Origin of the sequence: Methylosinus sp. R-45379 (assembly GCF_001644125.1) — a bacterium.
Lineage (GTDB): Bacteria > Pseudomonadota > Alphaproteobacteria > Rhizobiales > Beijerinckiaceae > Methylosinus.
Genome location: NZ_LUUM01000183.1, coordinates 1 through 1,198, shown reverse-complemented (window position 1 = coordinate 1,198; position 1,198 = coordinate 1). Strand labels below are relative to the sequence as shown.

General features: G+C 51.0%; 1 pseudogene. It reads right to left on the bottom strand.

Features of this window, described 5'->3' with window-relative positions:
• Nucleotides 1–887: pseudogene (locus tag A1351_RS24610) on the bottom strand (hypothetical protein); the annotation flags it as partial.
• Between the last annotated feature and the right edge of the window lie 311 nt (nucleotides 888–1,198).

The window sequence follows — 1,198 nt, the reverse complement described above, 5'->3', positions numbered from 1 at the left end:
CGGCGCCACAGAAAAGCAGAGGGATATTCTTTGAGAGGAATGCCCGTGGTCGCGAAAAATTGCGAGACGGAGCCCGGAACGCCCTTTCCGAGTCCAAAGAACAGCCAATGACGATAGCATTCCATATCGTCTTTCAAAGCATGCTCGGGTAGAATTTCGCGATAGAACGCCGGATCGAACTGCAACGAGAACGCAATGGGCGCCAAGCGGGTTATGCCGTCAGCCAACATATAATCGACGGCTTCCGACTTGCTCAAATCGGCACCGACCCATTCGAAGTTCAAGAGCTTGAATTCATCGATCTTGAGAAGATCGACCCATGTACCGTCACCGGTGACGCCTTTAGAGCTAAGCAAAGCTCGGCCACAGCCGATCCTGCCATTCTCACGCCCGAACGACAAGAAATCGTCGGTCAAAAATTTGTCGTCGACGGCCTGATCACGAAAATATAATTCTCGGTATAATTCTAGGTCGAATTTGAACGGCAACCGACCTTCTTTACGCCCGTATCTGAGATAGTGCTCAGCCGCCGCTGCGTCGGACAGTTCGAGTCGTCTCAAATCTTCATATGCGTATTTATATTGCATTGCGTCGAACTCTTCCGGAAGCCGCCCATATAATGACTCCATATGCGCGATAAATGCTGAGTATGTCGGGAATCTACCTTCTTTCATTCCAAACTTAACGTAATGGGCTTGCAGAGACCAGGCATCTAGATGCATTAAATCTTTGTAATATGACCGATAAAAATTTGGATCGACATCATTACACAGGTTGCCGTAAACGCTGTTAGACACACCGACCTCGTCGTCATAGGCGCGTTTCTTTCGGCCGGGTTTCAGAATCCGGAAAAATTTGCCGAGCAGGTTGGGTTGGCGGGCTTTCATTGATTGACCGATCCTTCAGCTGGGACCGAAGCCACTAGCTCGATCCGGCAGACAACCGTGGACTCTCCCAGTGAGAATCTTGGCGCAAATTAGTAGCAAAGAGACCGTCTTTGGCTCTTTGCCGAAACGGATCCAAATTTGTTTCGGAGGGCTTGATTTCAGCCGAGCCGCGGTCGCTGAAGGCCGTGTCGCTTAACAGCCCCCGGTGATGAAGTTGGCTCTTGATGGTTGCGGTGCAAATATCACGGACGGCTGCGCGAAGGGGACTGGTATTTCCTGAGGGTCAGGCAGCCAGCACTGCGCTCCAGATT